This is a genomic window from Xanthobacter lutulentifluminis, assembly GCF_043194675.2.
GTDB lineage: Bacteria > Pseudomonadota > Alphaproteobacteria > Rhizobiales > Xanthobacteraceae > Xanthobacter.
Genome location: NZ_CM195525.1, coordinates 1,488,571 through 1,506,146, shown reverse-complemented (window position 1 = coordinate 1,506,146; position 17,576 = coordinate 1,488,571). Strand labels below are relative to the sequence as shown.

The following is a 17,576-nucleotide window of genomic DNA, read 5'->3' as shown; positions in this document are numbered from 1 at the left end:
CTGGATGGGGCGGGCACAGGCATGCCGGCGGGCCTGTCGCACGCCGGCATGGGCATGGCGTCAGGCGGCGCGGTCGGCGGGCTTTTCGAAGCGGTTGCGGGTGACGCTGGCGCGCCCGTCCACGCTCACCGGCACCTCGCCGTCCACGGTGACGCGGCGCACGACGCGATGGGCGTCGCCATAGTCGTTCACCGCGTAATGCTGGGTGGAGCGGTTGTCCCAGATGGCGACGTCGCCTTCCCGCCAGCGCCAGCGCACGGTGTTCTCCGGCGCGGTGATGTGGCTCTGGAACAGGTCGTAGAGCTTCTGGCTGTCGCCCTTGTTGAGGCCGACGAAGCGCTGGACGAAATTGCCCAGCACCAGCGAGCGCTCCCCGGTCTCGGGATGCACCCGCACCACCGGGTGGTCGGTCTCGAAGACGGTCCTGGTGAAGTTGCGGTTGAACTGGCTGCGGTCGTCGTCGGTGGCGTGGGGCCGCACGGAAGCATAGTCGTAGGCGTTGGAGTGGGTGGCCCACAGGCTGTCGGCGAGCTGGCGCAGCGGCTGGGGCAGGCGCTCATAGGCGGCGGCGGTGTTGGACCACACGGTGTCGCCGCCGGCCGCCGGGATCACCACCCCGCGCAGCACGGAAATCTTCGGGTAGGCGTCCACGAACGTCACGTCGGTATGCCACTGGTCCGCACGTCCGGCGCCCTGGCCGCTGTCGCGCTCGCCGGTGCGGCGGGTGTCCAGCTCCAGCACCGACGAGGTGCCGGTGAGCGCCCCGATGGTGGGGTGCGGGACGAGCCCGCCGAACCGGGCGCCGAACGCCTCCTGCGCGGCATCGTCGAGATGGCCCTGGTCGCGGAGGAACAGCACCTTGTGCTTGAGCAGCAGGCGGTGGATCTCGTCGAACAGCGGCTGCGGCAGGTCGCCGGCGAGCCGAACGTTGCGGATCTCCGCGCCGATGCGGCCGGCGAGCGGGATGACGTCGCTCGCGGCGATGCCGGGCGCGGGCGGGGTCGGACGTGGGCTTGTCGAAGCGCTCATGGGGCCTCCTGGCCAAAGACTGGCTACGGCGGGCGAACCGACCGCACGTCGCGGGGCGGTCGGCGGATATTAATCTTGATATTTTTGATTAAGTCTATAAATTAAATGAACAATAGATCGCCGTTGTTTATCACGGCGTGCCGCCGCGCCTCGCACGGGGCGGCGGCGAAAGGTTGTGCGGGGAATTGGGAGGCGATCATGGGCTTTTCATCTTCAGCCCCGTCCGGGCTCGACATCACCTGCGACGTGCTCGTCCTCGGCGGCGGACCCGCCGGCACATGGGCGGCATTCGAGGCGGCGCGCGCGGGGGCGCGGGTGGTGCTGGCCGACAAGGGCTTCTGCGGAACCTCGGGCGCCACCGCCCCGTCGGGAACGTCCATCTGGTACGTGGAGCCGGACGAGCGATTGCGGCGCACCGCCATCGTCAGCCGCGAGGCGCTCGGCGGCTTCCTCGCAGACCGCGCATGGTCGGCGCGGGTGCTGGAGACCACCTACGCCGCGCTCCATGAACTGGGCGCGCGCGGCTATCCCTTTCCGCTGAACGGCGCCGGCAACCCCATCCGCGTCTCGCTGCAGGGGCCGGAATACATGCGCCTCATGCGCAAGCTGGCGAAGGGCGCGGGCGTGCGCATCCTCGATCACGCGCCCGCGCTGGAGCTGCTCGTGGACGAGGCCGGCGCGGTGGCCGGCGCCCGCGGCATCCGCCGCCAGCAGGGCGATGGATGGCAGGTGAACGCGGGCGCGGTGGTGATCGCCACCGGCGGCTGCGCCTTCCTCTCCCGCGCGCTCGGCTGCACCGCGCTCACCGGCGACGGCCACCTGATGGCGGCCGAGGCAGGGGCCGATTTCTCCGGCATGGAATTCTCCAACGCCTATGCCATCGCGGCGGACTTCGCCTCCGTCACCAAGACGCTGTTCTTCAAGTGGGCGACCTTCACCGACGAGGCCGGGGCGGTGATCCCCGGCGCAGCCTCGAACGGAGGGCGCTCGGTGATCGCGCGGCACCTGCAGAAGGGGCGGGTGTTCGCCCGGCTCGACCGCGCCGAGGCGGACATGCAGGCCAGCATGCGCGCGGCCCAGCCCAATTTCTTCCTGCCCTTCGATCGCATGGGCATCGATCCCTTCATCGACCGCTTCCCCATCACGCTCCACCTCGAGGGCACGGTGCGCGGCACCGGCGGCCTGCGCATCGTGGATGAAACCTGCGCGACGCGCGTGCCCGGCCTCTATGCGGCGGGCGATGCGGCGACGCGCGAATTGATCTGCGGCGGGTTCACCGGCGGCGGCAGCCACAATGCGGCGTGGGCGGTCTCGTCCGGCCGCTGGGCCGGGCGCGCCGCAGCCGATTTCGGCCGCCATGCTCCGGAAGGGCGTGCGCGCCGGGGCGCCGGCACCGCGGGGCTCGGGGACGCCGGCGCCCGCCCCTTCGATCCCGCTGCGGCGTCGCGGGCGGTGGTGGACGAGGTCCACCCCTTCGACCGCAACTATTTCCGCACGGAAGAAGGCCTCACCCAATCCCTCGGCCGCCTCGACAGCCAGTGGGCGCGCCTGTCCGCCTCCGCCCCGGCGGACCGTGCGAACGTGCTGCGCGCCCGCGAGGCGGCGGCCATGACGGCGGTCGCCCGCTGGATGTACCGCAGCGCGCTGGCCCGCACCGAGAGCCGCGGCATGCACCGCCGGCTCGACCACGGGGCGGCCGATCCGGCCCAGCGCCACTTCCTCACCTCGGGAGGGCTGGCGGAGGTGCTCGTCTCCCGTCGGCCGGCGCCGCCGCTCGCGGCGGATGCCGTGGACAGGCTCGCCGGGGAGGGGATCGCGGCATGATCGAGATCATCAGCGCCGCCCGCTGCACCGGCTGCAACATCTGCGTCGCCGCGTGCCCGACCAACGTGTTCGCGCCGGCTCCCTCCGGCCCGCCGGTGATCGCCCGGCAGGCGGATTGCCAGACCTGCTTCATGTGCGAGCTGTATTGCCCGGAGGATGCGCTCTATGTGGCCCCGACCGCGGGGGCGCCGCTCGGCCTTGCCGGGGAGGCGGACGCGCCGCTCCCCCTCGGCAGCTATCGCGCCGCCATCGGCTGGACCCCCGCCACCGCCGCCAACCGCTCGGTGGACGCGATGCACGTGGTGCTTGCTGCCAAGTAGCGGGCACCTCGAAGGCTTCTCCGCCGCGCACCGCGCATCGCGTATCGCCGCCTGCCTCGCAGCGGCCCTGCTCCGCGCGGTGCAGATGATGATGCGCGGAAGCCTCGCGGGCACGGGGACAGGAAGGTGACCTGCCGCAGGCGCCCTCCGCCGCCTGCGGATGCGCCGGCCGGCGGCGCGGAGCGGTGGACGGGTTCACCACCCCCCGAAGAGCAGACCCCGCCGCGCCCGCCTCGGGACCGGCGGAAGCCGGGCGCATGCCAGGGGTCGTGCCGGTGGCCGCGTCCGCTTCAGCGGACACGCGACCTGGGTGCGGCCTGAGCCGAAAGCCGTGGCGCCGCGACGGCGCTCGCCTTCTGCCGGAGCGGGGAAGGAACCGCAAGCTCCGGTTCCCGCAGGGAAAGGGGATGCGCGCCAGCAGCTTGCAGTTCCGTCCCAGAGGGGCATGATCGCCGTCCCCTGGTCCCGGCTGGAGCCTTCAGGACGCATGAACATAAGGTTCCTCGAAACCTTCCTCTGGGTGGCCCGGCTGCGCAGCTTTTCCAGCGCGGCCGACCGGCTGTGCACCACCCAGGCCGCCGTCTCCAACCGCATCGCGACCCTGGAGAAGGACCTCGGCGTGCGCCTGTTCGACCGGGACCTGCGCAATGTCAGCCTCACGCCCGCGGGCGAGCGGGCGCTGGCCCAGGCGGAAACCATCGTGCGCCTTGCCGCCGATCTGCGGCTCGGCGTGGGCGATCCGCACCGGCTGCGCGGGCGGGTGGCCATCGGCACCATCGACACCATCGTCTACGCCTGGCTGCCGCGCCTCGTGGAGCATGTGAAGTCCATCTATCCGGAGGTGGACCTCGACCTCGCCGTGGACAACAGCCTCACGGTCGCCCGCATGCTGCTCGAAGGACAGGTGGATCTCGCGCTCATCGCCGGCCCGGTGCTGGCGCCCGGTTGCCGCAACATCGAGCTGTGCAGCTATGCCTGCGAGTGGGTCGCCTCGCCGAAGCTCGGGCTCCACGGCCGTCGCCTGCTGCTGGAAGACCTCGCCGCGCAGCCCATCTTCGCCTTCTCCCGCGGGTCGCAACCGCACCAGAACGTGCAGAAGCTGGTGGAATCCTCCGGCCTCGACCGGCATCTGGTCCGCATCCTCAATTCCAACTCGCTGGCCACCATCACCCGCCTCGTGCGTGACGGCATGGGCGTGGCGGTGCTGCCAAACGTGGTGGTGGCGGAGATGGTGGAGCGCGGGGAGCTCGTCCTGCTGGACGTGGATGCCCGCATTCCCCCGCTGAACCTGCACGCCATCTTCCGCGATGAGCCCGGCAGCCCCCTGCCCGGGATCATCGCGCACATGGCCGCCGAGATCGCTGCCGCCGACCCTCCCGAGCGGGATGCTGCGCTGCACACGCAATGAGCAGCCGCCGCCCATGCCGCTCTCATAAGCATTGCTTGTTACGGCGGACAATTATTTCGCGTTTGTCGGGCGTTAGCGCCTCTGGTCTGCTTGCGCCAGCAGCCAGGGAGACGGCGCGTGAAGGTTTCGCTCATCCAGATGAACAGCCAGGGCGACAAGGCGGCGAATCTCGCCGCCGCCAAAGCCCTGATCGAGGACGCGGTGGCTCTCGAGCATCCCGACCTCGTGGTCCTGCCCGAATATTACGCCTGCCTCGGCGACACTCCCGAGGAGACCCAGGCCTCCGCCGAGACGTTCCCCGAAGGGGAGGCCTACCAGCTCATGTCGGGCCTCGCGCGGCGCCTGAAGGTGGCGATCCACGCCGGCAGCGTCGCCGAAAAAGACGGCAACTCCTTCTACAACACCACCGTGGTGTTTGGTCCGGACGGCCGCGAGATCGCCCTCTATCGCAAGATCCACCTGTTCGACGTGGAGATCACCGGCGGCACCGTCTACCGTGAATCGGACACGGTCAGCCGCGGCGACGCGGTGGTGACGTACAAGATCGGCGACACCACCGTCGGCTGCGCCATCTGCTACGACATCCGCTTCCCCGAGCTGTTCCGCAGGCTGGCCGACGCCGGCGCCGACGTGATCGTGCTGCCCGCGGCCTTCACGCTCATGACCGGCAAGGACCATTGGGAAGTGCTGGCCCGCGCCCGCGCCATCGAGACCCAGACGTGGTTCCTCGCGGTGGGTCAGACCGGCCCCCATGCCGGCGGCCGGAAGTGGTGCTGGGGCCATTCCATGGTCATCGATCCCTGGGGCCATGTCGCGGCCCAGTGCTCGGACGGGGTGGGCTTCACCTCCACCCGCCTCGACTTCACCTACACCGGCAAGGTGCGCGCCAACGTGCCCGTCGCCCGCCATCACGTCCTCGCCTGATCGGAGCCTGCGCCATGTTCACCATCAATCCCATGCCGGAGCAGATCGCGCCCGCGCTGGTGGCCGAGCTCGAGAAGTGCGAGGTCGCGACCATCGGTCATGTGCTGCATTCCGGCTTCGTGGATCCCGCCATCCGCGCCGTCCTGCCCGGCAAGCGGGTCGCCGGCACCGCCGTGACCCTGCGCATTCCCCATGCCGATTCCACGCTGCTCCACTATCTCACCGCCTATGTCCGCCCCGGCGACGTGGTGGTGATCGAGCGCTGCGGCGACGAGCGCCATGCCTGCTGGGGCGGCGTCATCACCAACGCCATGAAGATCGCGGGCGTGAAGGCCGGCGTCATCGATGGCCCGGCGACGGATTTCTCGGAGATCGTGCGCGTGGACATGCCCATGTGGTGCCGCGGGCCCTCGCCCATCACCACCAAGCTGCTCGGCCTGGAGGGCGCGCTCAACGTGCCGGTGACCGTCGGCGGCCAGACCATCTGCCCCGGCGATGCGGTCCTGTGCGACGAGAGCGGCGTGGTGGTGCTGAAGCCGTCCGAGGCCCCGGCGGTCGCCGCCCGCGCCATCGCCATGCAGGAGGCGGAGGTGGTCCTGCTCGCCCGCCTCGCTGCGGGCGAAAAGCTGCCCGACATTTCCGGCGCGCGCTCCATGGTGGAGGCGAACCTGCTATCGGCCTGAGCAGCGCGCCACCCGCCGATCGATCCAGCCAAGAGAGGCCGCCGCAGCGGCCCGGTCACCCTTCCAGAGGGACAAACGAGATGAATGCCGCACTCAAGTTCGGAACCCTGTGCATCCTCGCCGCCGGCCTCGTCGCAGGCCCCGCGGTGGCCGAGACCAACCTGACGGTGATGGCCTATTCCGGCCTGTTCCAGGAGCGCTACACGAAGGCCGTGGTCGAGCCGTTCATGAAGGCGCATCCGGACATCAAGGTCACCTTCTTCCCGCTGCCGTCCTCGGCGGCCATGCTGGGCAACCTGCGCGCCCAGAAAGCCGCGCCCCAGGCGGACGTGGTGATCATGGACGTGTCCGTCTCCAAGGCCGGCACGGATGAAGGCCTCTTCACCAAGATCGACGAGGCCAACGTTCCCAACGTGAAGGACCTCTACCCCAACGCCCGCATTCCCAGCGTGGCCGGCGTCGGGGTGACCTTCGACAATCTGGTGCTGCTCTACAACGCCGAGCAGGTGAAGGAGGCGCCCAAGTCCTGGATGGAGATGGCCAAGGCGCCCTACAAGGGCAAGGTGGTGATCCCCGGCGTGCCGGACATCCAGGGCCTCGGCCTCGTGCTGATCCTCGACAAGGCCAACGGCGGCGCCGACTACCTCAAGAGCGTGGACAAGGGCCTCGCCGCCGTCGCCGAGATCGCCCCCAACGTGCAGACGTGGGAGCCCAAGCCGGAAGTCTACGCGCCGGTCATCACCGGCCAGGCGGCTCTCGGCGTCGGCTACAACGCCCGTGCCCAGGTGAACAGCGAATTGTCCGGTGGCAAGATCAAGGCGGTCATCCCGCAGGAAGGCACCATCTTCCAGATCAACACCATCAATCTGGTGGCTGGCGCGCCGGCGGCCGAGGCGGCGAAGACATTCGTCAACTATGCCCTCTCGCCGGAAGCGCAGAAGAGCTTCACCGAGACCATGTTCTACGCGCCCACCAATGCAAGGGCGGAGATCACCGGCACCGCGCTCGACCGCACGGCGGTGAAGAACCTCGACAAGGTGATGCCGGTGGACTGGATCGCCCTCGCCCAGGTCCGCGACAAGATCGCGGAGCAGTGGCGCCGCCGCGTCCTTCCGGCGAGCCGGTGAGGGAAGCCATGATCCGCGCCGAGCCCGCCGAGATGACGCGCCTGGCGCAGGGACAGGGGTTCCTGTCCCTGCGGGGCCTCACCCGCCGCTATGACCATTTCACCGCGGTGGACGACCTCAATCTCGATGTGGCCAGGGGCGAGCTGGTCGCCTTCCTCGGCCCCTCGGGCTGCGGCAAGACCACGTCGCTGCGCATGATCGCCGGGCTGGTCCCGGCCTCCTCCGGCCACATCGTGGTGGACGGGCGCGACCTCACCGGCGTTGCCCCCTACAAGCGGGACATGGGACTGGTGTTCCAGTCCTATGCGCTGTTCCCGCACATGGACATCGCCCGCAACGTGGCTTTCGGCCTGGAGATGCGCAAGGTGCCGAAGGCGGAGGCGGCGCAGAGGGTGAAGGAGGCCATCGCCATGGTCCGCCTCGCCGGCCGCGAGCACCATCGCCCGGCGCAGCTCTCCGGCGGCCAGCAGCAGCGCGTGGCGCTGGCCCGCGCGCTGGTGGTGCGCCCCTCCATCCTGCTGCTCGACGAGCCGCTCTCCAACCTCGACGCCAAGCTGCGCGACGAGATGCGCACCGAGATCCGCGACATCCAGAAGCGGCTCGGCATCACCGCCATCTTCGTCACCCACGACCAGATGGAAGCCCTCACCATCTGCGACAAGGTGGTGGTGATGAACCATGGCCGGCTGGAGCAGATGGGCACGCCCCACGAGATCTACGAGCATCCGAAGACCGCCTTCGTGGCCGGCTTCGTCGGTCGCATCAACCGCCTCTCCGGCCGGGCCTCCGGCGGGGTGGCGCAGGTGGCGGGCATCACGGTTGCCGCGCCCGGCTTCGAGGGGCCTGTGGACGTGATGGTGCGCCCGCATCGCATGGCGCTTGCCACCGGTCCGGCGCCGGCCGAGGCGGGGTGCTACCGCCTCTCCGGCACAGTCACCCGCGCCACCTTCGCCGGCGACATCCTGGAATACGAGGTGGAGGCCTCCGGCACGCTCCTGAAGACCGAGGCATCCACCCGCGGCGGCGAGGCGCTGCTCGCGCCCGGCACGCCCGTCACCCTGTCCTGGCGCCCCCAGGACACGTTCGTGTACGCCGCGTCATGACGAGCCTCGCCCTCTCCCCCGCCGAGCCGCGGCGGCTCGGCCCGCTCGGGGCGGCGAGCCTGCTGCTCGCGCCCATCGCCCTGGTGAATGCCATCGGCTTCCTGTGGCCGGTGGTGAACCTGCTCAAGATGTCGTTCCGCGAGGCGCAGGCCTCCGGCGCGCTCGGGGCGGGCTACAATCTCGACACCTGGACCGCCGCCCTCACCGACAGCTTCACCCTGGAGCTGATCGCCAACAGCGTCGGCGTCAGCCTCCTCATCACGGTGCTGACGCTGATCGCCTCCTATCCCATCGCGCTGTACCTGCACCGCGCCTCGGGTACCTGGCGCACCGTGCTGATGGTGCTGGTGGTGGCGCCGCTGCTCACGTCCGCCGTGGTGCGCACCTATGGCTGGATCGCCATCCTCTCCGACCGGGGACTGGTGGCCCATGCGCTGATGGCCCTCGGCATGGCGGAGCCGCCGCGCCTGATGTTCAACCTGACCGGCGTCGTCATCGGCCTCACCGAGATCCTGATGCCCTACATGATCCTCGCGCTGCTCTCCGGCTTCGGCCGGCTCGATCCGCGGCTGGAGGAAGCGGCGCTGACGCTCGGCGCATCGCCGCTCAAGACCTTCTGGCGGGTGGTGCTGCCGCTGACCGCGCCGGGCATGGCGCTGGGCGGCCTCCTGTGCTTCGTGCTCGCCATCTCCTCCTTCGTCACGCCCAAGCTGCTCGGCGGCGGGCGCGTGTTCCTGCTCGCCACCGAGATCTACGACCAGGCCATCGTGACGCTGAACTGGCCGCTTGCCGCCGCGCTCTCCATGATCGTGCTGGTGGTGTTCGGCTTCTCCCTCGTGCTCTACGGCCGCGCCCTGCGGCGCATCGCCTGAGGAGGAGAGACATGGACGAACGCCCCATCTCCCCCGCCTTGAAGATCGCCGCCGGACTGATGTTCGTGTTCCTGCTGGCGCCGCTCCTGGTGGTGGTTCCGATCTCGTTCAGCGGCGACGACTTCATGGCCTTCCCGCCCTCCAGCTGGAGCGTGAAATGGTATGGCGCCATCTTCGCCAATGCCGGCATGATGAGCGCCTTCTGGATCAGCCTCGCGCTGGCCTTCGTGGTCACCGTGCTGTCGCTCGCCATCGGCCTGCCGGCGGCCTACGCGCTGGTGCGCCTCAAGCCGCCCGGCGCGGAGGCCCTCGCCAGCCTGTTCTCGGCGCCGCTCCTCCTGCCCACCATCGTGCTCGGCCTCGCGCTGCTGCTGGTGTTCGCCCCGATGGGCCTCATCGGCTCGTTCCAGGGGCTGGTGGCCGCCCATCTGGTGGTCACGCTGCCCTACGCGGTGCGGGTGCTCTCCACCGCGCTGGCCAACCTGCCGCTCACGGTGGAGGAGGCGGCCGGGATGCTGGGGGCGAAGCCGCTCACCGTGTTCTTCCGGGTCACGCTGCCGATGATGCGCTCGGGCATGGTTTCCACCACGGTCCTGTGCTTCCTCGTCTCCTTCGACGAGGTGGTGCTGTCCCTGTTCATGACCGGCCCGCGCCTGCAGACGCTTCCGGTGGCCATGTACAACCACGTGGATCAGCACGCCGACCCCCTGGCCGCCGCCATATCGGTGCTGCTGGTGGTGCTCACCCTCGCCGTGGTGCTGGTGGTGGACCGCACCGCCGGCCTGACCCGGACCTTCGTGAAATGACCCCGCCCGGCGCCCCGCCCGGCGGCTGACGCCGGCCCCATCCGCAGTCCCCGTCCTCGACCAACCCGCCTCGCGCGGGAACGGGAGAGCCTTGCCTGACCCCCGGAGCCCTGACGTGACCTCCTCCCTTTCCGCCTTCGCCTTCTGGCTCACCGCCCCGGTGTTCCCGCACATCGAGATCGCGCGGGATGCCGGCTTCACCGCCGTGGTGCTGGACATCGAGCACGGCACCTTCAACCTCGACGACCTCGACCGGGTGATCCCCTTCTGCCGGGCGCTGGGCATGAAGGTCTATGCCAAGGTTCTGGGCCCGCTGACCGAGCCGATCCAGCAGGCGCTCGACTTCGGCGCCGACGCCGTGATCATCCCCCACATCGGCAGCGTGGCCCATGCCCGGCAGGTGACGGGCGCGGCCAAATATCCCCCGCTCGGGGTGCGCTCCTACGCCGGCGGCCGCACGGTGACGTACGGCCCGGCCTCGCCCACCTACGCCTCGGACGAGAACGCCCGCGTCAAGTGCTGGCCGATGATCGAGAGCCGGGAATCCCTCGCCGACGTGGAGGCCATCGCCGCCCTGCCGACGGTGGACGGCCTGTTCGCCGGCCCCACGGACCTCGCCATGGCGGCGGGCAACGAGCGCTACACCTTCTCCGACGCCGACAAGGCCGACATCGCCCGCATCGCCGCCGCCGCCAAGGCCGCCGGCAAGCCCTGGGTGATGCCGTGCTGGACCCAGCCGGAGCGCGCCTTCGCCAAGGCGCACGGCGTGTCCGTCACCGTGGTGGGCGCCCAGTTCTACATGGTGCGCGCCGCCTTCGCCTCGCTGGTGGATGGCCTTTCCGCCGAAGGCCTCCTGTGACCCGTCCTTTCCGTTCCAGACATCGAGTGATCCCATGACCACCCCCTCCATCCGCATCGCCGTGGACATCGGCGGCACCTTCACCGACATCGAGATCCTCGACGGGCGCACCGGCGCGATCCACCAGATGAAGACGCCGAGCACGCCGTCCGATCCCTCCATCGGCCTCCTCACCGGCATCAGGCAGGCCAGCGAGCGCTTCGGCTTCTCGCTGGACGAGGTGCAATACCTGCTGCACGGCACCACCATCGCCACCAATGCGGTGCTGGAGCGCAAGCTGCCGCTGGGCGCGGTGGTGACTACGGCCGGCTTCGAGGACGTGATGCAGATCGGCCGCCACGGCCGCACCGATGTCTATGCCATCACCGCCTCGCCCCAGCCGGCGCTGGTGAAGCGGCGCTTCTGCTATGGCCTCAACGAGCGCATCGGCGCAGACGGCCGCATCATCGCCGCCCTCGATGCGGCCGAGGTGAAGGCGCTGGCGGCAAGCCTGAAGCAGGCCGGCGTGAAGTCCGTCGCGGTCTGCTTCCTCAATGCCTATGCCAATCCCGCCCACGAGCAGCAGGCCGGCGCGATCCTGCGCGATCTGTTGCCGGGCATCGAGATCTCGCTCTCGTCCGACATTTCCCCGGAGCTGCGCGAATACGAGCGCATGTCCACCACCGCGCTCAACGCCCTGCTGGTTCCGGTGGTGAAGACCTACACCGACCGCCTCGCGGGCAAGCTGAAGGAAGAGGTGCCGCAGACGCAGGTCTATCTCGTCCAGTCCAACGGCGGCGTGGCGGGCCTTGCCAAGGCCGGGCGCGAGCCGGCGCGGCTCCTGCTCTCCGGCCCCTCGGGTGGCGCAGCCGCGGCGCGGCGCCTGTCGGCGGCGCTCGACGAGCCGAACCTTGTCGCCGTCGACATGGGCGGCACCAGCTTCGACGTGTCGGTGGTGCACGAGGGCAGCGTCTCCATGGTCAACGAGGGCGAGGTGGACGGCCTGCCCGTGCGCCTGCCCATGATCGAGATGCGCACCATCGGCGCCGGTGGCGGCTCCATCGCCTGGGTGGATGATGGCGGGCGCCTGCGCATCGGCCCTCACAGCGCCGGGGCCGAGCCGGGGCCCGCCTGCTACGGCCGCGGCGGCACGCGCCTCACCGTCACCGACGCCAACCTGCTGCTCGGCCGGCTCGACGGATCGAGCTTCATGGGCGGCGGCATGGGCCTTGATCGCGAGGCGGCCGCGCGGGCGGCGGACGAGGTGTCCGGCAGGCTGAAGCTCTCTGCCGATGAGACGGCGGCCGGCGTCATCGCCGTCACCAATTCCAGCCTCGCCACCGCCATCCGCCTGTCCCTGTTCGAGAAGGGCATGGACCCGGAGGATTTCGCCCTCCTGTCCTTCGGCGGCGCCGGCGGCGTGCATGCCTGCGAGGTGGCCGAGGAGCTGGGCATGAACAAGGTGATCTTCCCCGCGCATGCCTCCACTCTCTCGGCCTGGGGCATCCTGTGGTCGGACATCACCCACGACCTCTCCTCCACCCAGATCGGGCTTCTGGCGGACCTCGGCGACAGCCTCGCCCAGCGCGCCGCCCAGCTGGCGCAGGATGGCGACCGGCTGCTGGCGGAAGACGGTGTCGCGGCCGGCAATCGCGGCTTCGAATGGGCGCTGGACCTGCGCTACCAGGGCCAGGCCTTCGACCTGCGCGTGCCGCTGGACGAGGCGGATTTCTCGGCGGACGGAATCGCCCGCGCTACCGCCGCCTTCCACGCGCTGCACCGCCAGCGCTTCTCCTATGACGAGCCCGCCGTGCCGGTGGAGGTGGTGGCGCTGCGCCTCTCCGCCATCGGCCGCCTCGCCAAGCCGACGCCCGCCCCGGCGGCGGCGGGCATCGCGGCGGCGGACAAGTCCCGCTCCGTCTATGGCCGCGGCGGCTTCGTGGACACCCGCGTGGTGGCCCGCGAGGCGGTGACGGCAGAGGGCATCACCGGTCCCGCCGTGGTCGAGGAGGTCTACACCGCCACCTACCTGCCGGCCGGCTGGACCATCCGCTCCCATGCCACCGGCGCGCTCGTGGCCGAGCGCACCCAGCGCCACTGACACCTTGAGGACACCGAAATCATGACACCCATCGATCCCGTCCGCCTCGAGGTGATCCGCAATGCGCTGGTCGCCGCCTCCGAGGAAATGAGCCTCACCATCTGGCGCACCAGCCGCTCCACCGTGGTGCGTGAGATCCTCGACTTCTCCACCGCCGTGTTCGACGCCGAGGGCCGCAACATCGCCCAGTCGGCCCGGATCCCGGTGCATCTGAATTCCATGTCCGACTGCCTGAAGACGGTGCTCGAGAAATTCATTCCGCTGGAGAGCTGGAATGAGGGCGACGTCATCGTCACCAACGATCCCTATGCCGGTGGCCAGCATCTGCCGGACATCCAGACCTTCCGTCCGGTGTTCGTGGACGGCAGGCGCGTCGCCATCGTCGGCACGCTCTGCCACCATGTGGACGTCGGCGGCGGCGCGGCCGGCTCCTATTATGCGGCGGCCACCGAGATCTTCCACGAAGGCATCCGCATTCCCCCGCTCCGCCTCGTGGAGAAGGGCGTGCTGAACACCGGCGTGTTCGAGATGCTGCTCTACAACGTGCGGCAGGCCGACGAGACCCGCGGCGACCTCAACGCCCAGATCGCGGCGCTGGGCATCGGCGCGAAGGCGGTGGCGCGCATCGCCCGGAAGTACGGCAGCGACACGCTCTCCGCCGCCATGTCGGCCATCCTCGACGGCTCCGAGCGCATGATGCGCGCGGCCATCGCCTCCCTGCCGGACGGCACCGCCACATTCGTCGAGACGGTGGACGACGACGGCCAGTCGGAGGAGCCCATCCGCCTTCAGGTGACCATCACCAAGGCGGGCGATGCCATCGCCCTCGATTTCGCCGGCTCCAGCCCGCAGGTGCGCGGCCCGGTGAACAACACGCCGGCCATGACCTGCTCGGCGGTCTATTACGCCCTGCTGGCCGCGCTCGGCTCGGATATCCCGGCCAATTCCGGCTGCTACCGGCCGGTGATGGTCGCCCTGCCCGAGGGCAGCGTGGTGAATGCGCAATTCCCCGCCCCCGTGGCGGGCCGCATGGTGGTGAACCACCGCATCGCCACCGCCGTGTTCGGGGCGCTCGCCCAGATCGCGCCGGACCGCATCCCGGCGGCCTACTACGCCATCTCCTATGTCTATGCCGTCTCGCTGGTGCGGCCGGATGCCCGGCGGCAGGTCTATTTCGACATCGAGGTGGGCGGCTGGGGCGGCCATGCGGGCGGGGACGGCGCGAGCGCTTTGTCCTGCGGCCTGCACAACAACACCAACGCCCCCATCGAGATGGTGGAAGCGAAATACCCCGTGATCTTCACCCGCTACGGCCTCCTGCCGGACAGCGGCGGCGCGGGCGCCAACCGCGGCGGCCTCGGCCTCGTGCGCGAGTTCCGGCTGGAGGCGCCGGAAGGCTCCCTCTCCACCAATTTTGAGCGCTTCCGCTTCCCGCCCTACGGCATCAAGGGCGGAAAGCCCGGCTCGCTTTCCTCCACCACCGTGACCCGGGCGGACGGTTCCACCGTGAGCCTCAATTCCAAGGTCTCGGGCATTCCGTTGCAGGCCGGCGACACGGTGACCATCAAGACCTCCGGGGGCGGCGGCTATGGCAACCCGGCGGACCGCGACCCGGCGCGCCTCGCCGAGGACCTCGCCGAGGGGCTGGTGACGGAGGAGGCCGCGCGCACCCTCTATGGCTTGGCCGGCGACGCGGAGAAGGGAGAGGCCGCGTGAGCGCCCCGTCTTCCGTCCCCATGGTCGGCCTCAGCCTCAAGGAGGTGGAGGCGCTGACCTTCCGGGCGCTGACGGCGAGCGGCGTCAGCACCGCCAACGCGCTTTCGGTCACCGCCTCGGTGGTGGCCGCAGAGGCCGAGGGCGTGCACAGCCACGGCCTCGCCCGCCTGCCCACCTATTGCGCCCATGCCAAGGTGGGCAAGATCGACGGCACCGCCGCGCCGGTCCTCACTCGCCCGCGGCCGGGCCTGGTGCGGGTGGACGCCATGGACGGCTTCGCCCATCCCGCCATCGATCTTGGTCTTCCGGCCCTGCTCGAAGCGGCGAGGACGCAGGGCATCGCGGCGCTGGCGGTGACCAATTCCTACAATTGCGGCGTGGTGGGCTACCATGTGGAGCGCATCGCCAGGGCCGGCCTGATGGCGCTCGGCTTCGTGAACGCGCCGGCCTCCATCGCGCCCGTGGGCGGCACGAAGCCGGTGTTCGGCACCAACCCGATCGCGTTCGCGGTGCCGCGCCCCGGCGCCGACCCGCTGGTGCTGGACCAGTCCTCCAGCGTCATCGCCAAGAGCGAGATCGTGGTGCACCAGCAGCGGGGCGAGAAGATCCCGCTCGGCTGGGCGCTCGACCGGGACGGCAATCCCACGGACGATCCCAAAGCCGCCCTCGACGGGGGCACCATGGTCCCCTCCGGCGGTCACAAGGGGGCCGGGCTGGCGCTGGTCGTGGAGCTGTTCGCGGCCTGGATCACGGGCGCGAGCCTGTCCATCGACGCCTCTTCCTTCGCCGACAACGCGGGCGGTTCCCCGCGCACCGGGCAGCTCTTCATCGCGGTCGATCCCGGCCCGCTGGCCGGGCCCCGCGCGGGAGACCGGCTGGCACACCTGCTCGCGGCCATCGTGGAGCAGGAAGGGGCACGCCTGCCCGGAACGCGCCGCGCCGCTGCCCGCAGGCACACGGCGGAGGCCGGGGTGCGCATTCCGCTCGCCCTGAAGGAGCGGCTTGAAGCGGTCGCCGCGGTCGTCGCCTGAGCAAGTCCGCCCGGGCGGCCGTCTGGTCACGGTCGCCCGGGCCGGCGATCGTTGCCCCTGTCGATCGGGGCAGGCGGCTTCCCGCCTCGGAGGTCTTCGGCGCCCGACCTGCACGATGACGCCCCGCGAGGCGTCGTCGCCGGTCCGCGGGCGCCCGGGAACATGCGCAGATCCGGGACGGAGGCGCCCGCCGGCAGGCCTAGGCGGCCTTCGGGATCTCCAGATCCTTCCAGATCGCGGAGAAGTAGGCGTTGAATGCCGCATCCGCGCGCAGGGCGACCGGGTCGGCGCCCTCGCGCGGCAGGTGGATCTCGTGCACGGCGCGCACGCTGGCCGGCCGCAGGCTGAGCACCAGCACGCGGTCCGCCATGGCAATGGCCTCGCCGATGTCGTGGGTGACCAGGATCGCGCTCTTGCGCCGCTCGGCGATGATGCGCGCCACGTCCGCCTGCAGCAGCAGGCGGGTCTGGAAGTCGAGCGCGGAGAAGGGCTCGTCGAGCAGGATCACCTTCGGGTCGAAGGCGAGCGTGCGCATGATGGCGACCCGCTGGCGCATGCCGCCGGAGAGGGTCGCGGGCCTTGCGTTCTCGAAGCCCGAAAGGCCGTAGGCCTCGATCAGGCCCTGGGCGATGGTGCGGGCCTCGGCCTTCGGCGCGCCGCGTACCTCGAGGCCCAGAACCACGTTCTCCATCACGGTCCGCCAGGGCAGCAGCAGGTCCTTCTGGAGCATGTAGCCCACATGGCCGGTGGCATCGTCCACCCGCAGCCCGTCCACCTCGATCAGGCCGCGCGTCGGCTTCAGCAGGCCCGAGATGGCGTTGAACAGGGTGGACTTGCCGCAGCCGGACGGGCCGACGATGGCGAGCGTCTCGCCCTCGTACAGCTCGAAATCCACCTTGCGGATCGCCTCCACCGGCCCGTTCCGGCCGGCAAAGACCATGCCTACATCCCTGGCGCGCAGCACCACCTTGCGGGCGGTCGTGGCTTCGGTCATCGGTCGGTCTCCGCGCAGAAGGCGAGCAGCATGTCGTTGAACAGGTCCGGCTCAACGGCGGTGAAGGCGTGGGCGCCCCATTCCACCTCGGCGATGCGGGCGCCGGGGATGCCCGCCGCCAGATGCTCCGACAGGTAGGAGGGCACGAGGGCATCGTCCCGCGCCACCGCCAGCAGGGTCGGGACGCGGATGTCCCCCATGCGGTCCCTGCCGTCGAAGGCGAGGAATGTCTCGATGCGGCTCAGCATGGTGTCGGCGGAGGGGAAGTTCGCCACCATGTGGTCCTCTTCCGCCTCCAGCGCGGCCATGTTGGCGGCGATCCAGCGCGGCGGATAGAGGAAGAGCGGCTGCGCCCGCACATAGGCCTGCGGCCCGGAGGCGAGCAGGATGCGCGTGCGCACCTCGAAGCAGCGCCGCAGGAAGCCGTCCGCCCGCGCCCAGCCGTTCACCACGGTGAGGCTGCGCACCCGCCCGGGGGCGCTCAGGGCCAGCTCCATGCCGATGATGCCGCCGATGGCGTGGCCCGCCACATGGGCATCGTCCACGCCGGCGGCGTCCAGCACGCGGGCCATGTCGGCGGCCATTTCCGGGATGGTGCGCGGGCCGATGTCCCGGGCGCTGCGGCCGGTGCCGGCATGGTCGTAGAGGATGACCGTGTGGCGCGCGGACAGCGCCTCCACCTGCGGTCGCCAGAAGCCGCCGCCGCCGCCCATTCCCGCCGACAGGAGGACCGGCGTGCCCCGGCCGTGGATTTCGTAATAGATGTCGGCGTCGCCGCCGTGCGCGTAGGGCATGGAACG

General features: G+C 70.4%; 16 protein-coding genes. 13 read left to right on the top strand and 3 right to left on the bottom strand.

Features of this window, described 5'->3' with window-relative positions:
- Positions 1-60: 60 nt before the first annotated feature.
- Positions 61-1,029: a TauD/TfdA dioxygenase family protein gene (locus V5F49_RS06755; protein WP_394118372.1), complete on the bottom strand. Its 969-nt coding sequence runs from the start codon at positions 1,027-1,029 to the stop codon at positions 61-63.
- Between the two features lie 198 nt (positions 1,030-1,227).
- Between V5F49_RS06755 and V5F49_RS06750 the strand changes: the two genes are divergently transcribed.
- The 13 genes from V5F49_RS06750 (at position 1,228) to V5F49_RS06690 (ending at position 15,782) form a co-directional block, all read left to right on the top strand.
- A complete protein-coding gene (locus tag V5F49_RS06750; RefSeq protein ID WP_394118371.1) occupies positions 1,228-2,853 on the top strand; it encodes an FAD-dependent oxidoreductase in 1,626 nt (541 codons plus the stop codon).
- A complete protein-coding gene (locus tag V5F49_RS06745) occupies positions 2,850-3,173 on the top strand; it encodes a 4Fe-4S dicluster domain-containing protein (RefSeq protein WP_394118370.1) in 324 nt (107 codons plus the stop codon). Before V5F49_RS06750 ends, V5F49_RS06745 begins: the two co-directional genes overlap by 4 nt.
- Positions 3,174-3,660: 487 nt before the next feature.
- Positions 3,661-4,581, top strand: coding sequence for a LysR family transcriptional regulator (locus V5F49_RS06740; protein ID WP_394118369.1), 921 nt, complete (start codon positions 3,661-3,663; stop codon positions 4,579-4,581).
- Between the two features lie 117 nt (positions 4,582-4,698).
- Entirely contained in the window at positions 4,699-5,505 is an 807-nt protein-coding gene (locus V5F49_RS06735; RefSeq protein WP_394118368.1) for a carbon-nitrogen hydrolase family protein, read from the top strand.
- Positions 5,506-5,519: 14 nt separating this feature from the next.
- Positions 5,520-6,188, top strand: a complete 669-nt coding sequence (locus tag V5F49_RS06730; RefSeq protein WP_394118367.1) for an RraA family protein — start codon at positions 5,520-5,522, stop codon at positions 6,186-6,188.
- A gap of 80 nt (positions 6,189-6,268) precedes the next feature.
- Positions 6,269-7,315, top strand: coding sequence for an ABC transporter substrate-binding protein (locus tag V5F49_RS06725; protein WP_394118366.1), 1,047 nt, complete (start codon positions 6,269-6,271; stop codon positions 7,313-7,315).
- 8 nt (positions 7,316-7,323) lie between these two features.
- Entirely contained in the window at positions 7,324-8,418 is a 1,095-nt protein-coding gene (locus V5F49_RS06720; RefSeq protein WP_394118365.1) for an ABC transporter ATP-binding protein, read from the top strand.
- Positions 8,415-9,290: an ABC transporter permease gene (locus V5F49_RS06715; protein ID WP_394118364.1), complete on the top strand. Its 876-nt coding sequence runs from the start codon at positions 8,415-8,417 to the stop codon at positions 9,288-9,290. The genes V5F49_RS06720 and V5F49_RS06715 overlap by 4 nt, the downstream gene beginning before the upstream one ends.
- Positions 9,291-9,301: 11 nt before the next feature.
- A complete protein-coding gene (locus V5F49_RS06710) occupies positions 9,302-10,096 on the top strand; it encodes an ABC transporter permease (protein ID WP_394118363.1) in 795 nt (264 codons plus the stop codon).
- Between the two features lie 115 nt (positions 10,097-10,211).
- Entirely contained in the window at positions 10,212-10,955 is a 744-nt protein-coding gene (locus V5F49_RS06705; RefSeq protein ID WP_394118362.1) for an aldolase/citrate lyase family protein, read from the top strand.
- Between the two features lie 34 nt (positions 10,956-10,989).
- Complete coding sequence (locus tag V5F49_RS06700; protein WP_394118361.1) at positions 10,990-13,035, top strand: hydantoinase/oxoprolinase family protein; 2,046 nt, start codon at positions 10,990-10,992, stop codon at positions 13,033-13,035.
- Between the two features lie 21 nt (positions 13,036-13,056).
- Positions 13,057-14,751, top strand: coding sequence for a hydantoinase B/oxoprolinase family protein (locus tag V5F49_RS06695; RefSeq protein ID WP_394118360.1), 1,695 nt, complete (start codon positions 13,057-13,059; stop codon positions 14,749-14,751).
- Positions 14,748-15,782 carry an Ldh family oxidoreductase gene (locus V5F49_RS06690; RefSeq protein WP_394118359.1) on the top strand — a complete coding sequence of 345 codons (1,035 nt, stop codon included), beginning with the start codon at positions 14,748-14,750 and terminating at the stop codon, positions 15,780-15,782. The genes V5F49_RS06695 and V5F49_RS06690 overlap by 4 nt, the downstream gene beginning before the upstream one ends.
- 199 nt (positions 15,783-15,981) lie before the next feature.
- Here V5F49_RS06690 and V5F49_RS06685 read toward each other — a convergent pair whose 3' ends face one another.
- Positions 15,982-16,776, bottom strand: a complete 795-nt coding sequence (locus tag V5F49_RS06685) for an ABC transporter ATP-binding protein (protein ID WP_394118358.1) — start codon at positions 16,774-16,776, stop codon at positions 15,982-15,984.
- Positions 16,773-17,570, bottom strand: a complete 798-nt coding sequence (rutD, locus tag V5F49_RS06680) for a pyrimidine utilization protein D (RefSeq protein ID WP_394118357.1) — start codon at positions 17,568-17,570, stop codon at positions 16,773-16,775. Before rutD ends, V5F49_RS06685 begins: the two co-directional genes overlap by 4 nt.
- Positions 17,571-17,576: the final 6 nt, after the last annotated feature.